This is a genomic window from Bartonella sp. MM73XJBT.G (genome assembly GCF_028618435.1).
In the GTDB taxonomy this organism is placed as follows: domain Bacteria; phylum Pseudomonadota; class Alphaproteobacteria; order Rhizobiales; family Rhizobiaceae; genus Bartonella.
Genome location: NZ_JAQISW010000061.1, coordinates 1 through 2,143 on the forward strand (window position 1 = coordinate 1; position 2,143 = coordinate 2,143).

At 38.1% G+C, this 2,143-nt stretch carries 2 protein-coding genes and 1 pseudogene; all 3 read left to right on the plus strand.

The features are described from left to right. The coding region (locus tag PVV59_RS09715; RefSeq protein WP_273755878.1) for a hypothetical protein at positions 1 to 780 on the plus strand (780 nt) is incomplete at its 5' end. Between the two features lie 87 nt (positions 781 to 867). Beyond that, positions 868 to 1,557, plus strand: a complete 690-nt coding sequence (locus PVV59_RS09720) for a hypothetical protein (protein WP_273755879.1) — start codon at positions 868 to 870, stop codon at positions 1,555 to 1,557. Between the two features lie 95 nt (positions 1,558 to 1,652). Continuing rightward, positions 1,653 to 2,143: pseudogene (locus PVV59_RS09725) on the plus strand (hypothetical protein); the annotation flags it as partial.

Below are 2,143 nucleotides of genomic sequence, written 5' to 3' on the forward strand. Positions count from 1 at the left end.
GCAAATTTAGCTGATAATGGCAATTGCTGGGTCGGTGGCAATGCCATGGTTTATGGGGATGCGCGGGTTTTCGATAATGCCCATGTTTTGGATAATGCAAAAATTACTGGCTCTGCTAAAATTTATGAAAATGCAAGAGTTTATGGCAATGCTAGCGTGCATATTAGAGCTGAGGTTTATGGCAATGCGCAAGTCTATGAGAACGCATTGATTTATGGGGATATTTTTGGACATGCTAAAGTGTATGGCAATGCAAAAATTTATGACACTATTTATGGCAAGTTTCTTGATAAGACTAGAATTTATGGCAATGCTGAGGTTTATGGCAAAGCACGTGTTTTAGGAAGTTCTCAAGTTTATGATAATGCCCATGTTTATGAAGATGCTATAGTTTTTGACAATGCTAGGGTTTGCGATAATGCCCATGTTTGTGGCGGTGCTATGGTCAATAGAGAAGCTAAAGTTTATGGGAATGCTATAGTGACTTGTTATGCCCATGTTTATGATAGGGGCTGTGTTTGTGACAATGCTAAGGTTTATGGCAAGGTCTATGGTGGTGCGCGGGTTTCCAATAATGCTTTAATTTCTGAGAATGCTGAGGTTTATGATGATGCGCGCATTTATGACAATGCTAAAATTTATGGCAAGGTTTATGGGAATGCGCATGTATTTGGCAATGCTCAAGTGATTGGTTATACTGAGATAAGTGGTAATACCAAAATTGGTGGCAATTATAAAGAACCTGTTATCACTGGTGAAATTGTTTTTACAACTGCATAAATAAACGCGCGGGCGGTGCGGGGGCGCCTGCTTTCTAACCAAATTCTTTCATTCAAAAATTAAATCTTCTTATAAAGGAATTGTGCTATGCAAAAGAAATTTGCACTCACAAATGAGACACGTGTATTAAATAATCAAACTCTTTATCGCATTAAAGCATTAAGAGACTTTGCTGATGTAAAGGCTGGGGATTTAGGTGGTTTTATTGAAAGTGAAAACAACCTTTCTCATGATGGCAATTGCTGGGTATATGATAATGCTTGTGTTGTAAAATCTGGTCGTGTTTATGACAATGCAAGGGTCTATGGCAATGCTGCCATTGGTGGCTTTGTTTATGGCAATGCTCATGTATGTGATAAAACCCGCGTGTATTTTGAAGCTCATGTTTATGACAATGCTCATCTTTCTCATAATGCTTGGGTTTATAATAGTGCAAAGGTTTATGGGAATGCAAAATTATCAGGAAGTGCACGTATTCATAGCAATGCGGTAGTTTATGATGATGCTGTTGTGAGTGGCGCTGCTAAAATTTATGGCAAGGTTTATGGCAATGCTAGCGTGGGTGGGTATGTTAAGGTCTACGGTTCTGTTTATGGGAATGCAAAAGTGACTGGTTATCACACCATTAGAGGTTTGGTACATGGCAATGCAAGATTAAAAAGAGATGGTTATTCATATGTTGAACAAAACGTTTACTATGCATATGGGATTCCTTCTGATTGTGAAATTTATGAAAACGATCACGTTGTAAAGATTATTGAAAACACAGCAGCGTAAATAAATGCGTGGGCGTTGCGGGGGCGCCCCTCTTTTAGATTTTCCATTCCAAATTTTAGCAAATGTTTATCACATTAAATTGTGAGGGTATTCTTATGTCTAAAAAATATAAATTAACTAGCGAAATCAAACAAATAAAACATGCTCTGACTAGAAATATTATCAATCTTTATCGCATTCGGGCTTTAAAAGATTTTGATGATGTTAAGGCGGGTGCCTTGGGTGGCTTTATTGAAAAAGAAGTCAATCTTTCTCATGATGGCAATTGCTGGGTGTATGATGAGGCTTGTGTCTATGGTCATGCCCGTGTTTATGAGAATGCAAAAATACGCCATTATTCTCAAGTCTGTGGTCAAGTCTATGGGAATTGTGAAATCTATGGAAAGGCTTTTATCTCTCAATATGCAAAAATTTATGACCATGCTTTTGTTTATGGCAATGCTCATATTTATGGGAATATTTATGGCAATGCTCATGTAAGTGGTGGTGCTCGCGTTTTTGCTGATGCTCATATTTATGATTATGCGCATGTTTCTCATGATGCTGCGGTCTTTAGCTATGCAAGGGTCTATGGTCATGCCAATGT

Excerpts from the sequence above, each read along its gene's own strand:
- PVV59_RS09720 (WP_273755879.1), top strand. The coding sequence starts at position 868 with ATGCAAAAGAAATTTGCACTCACAAATGAGACACGTGTATTAAATAAT.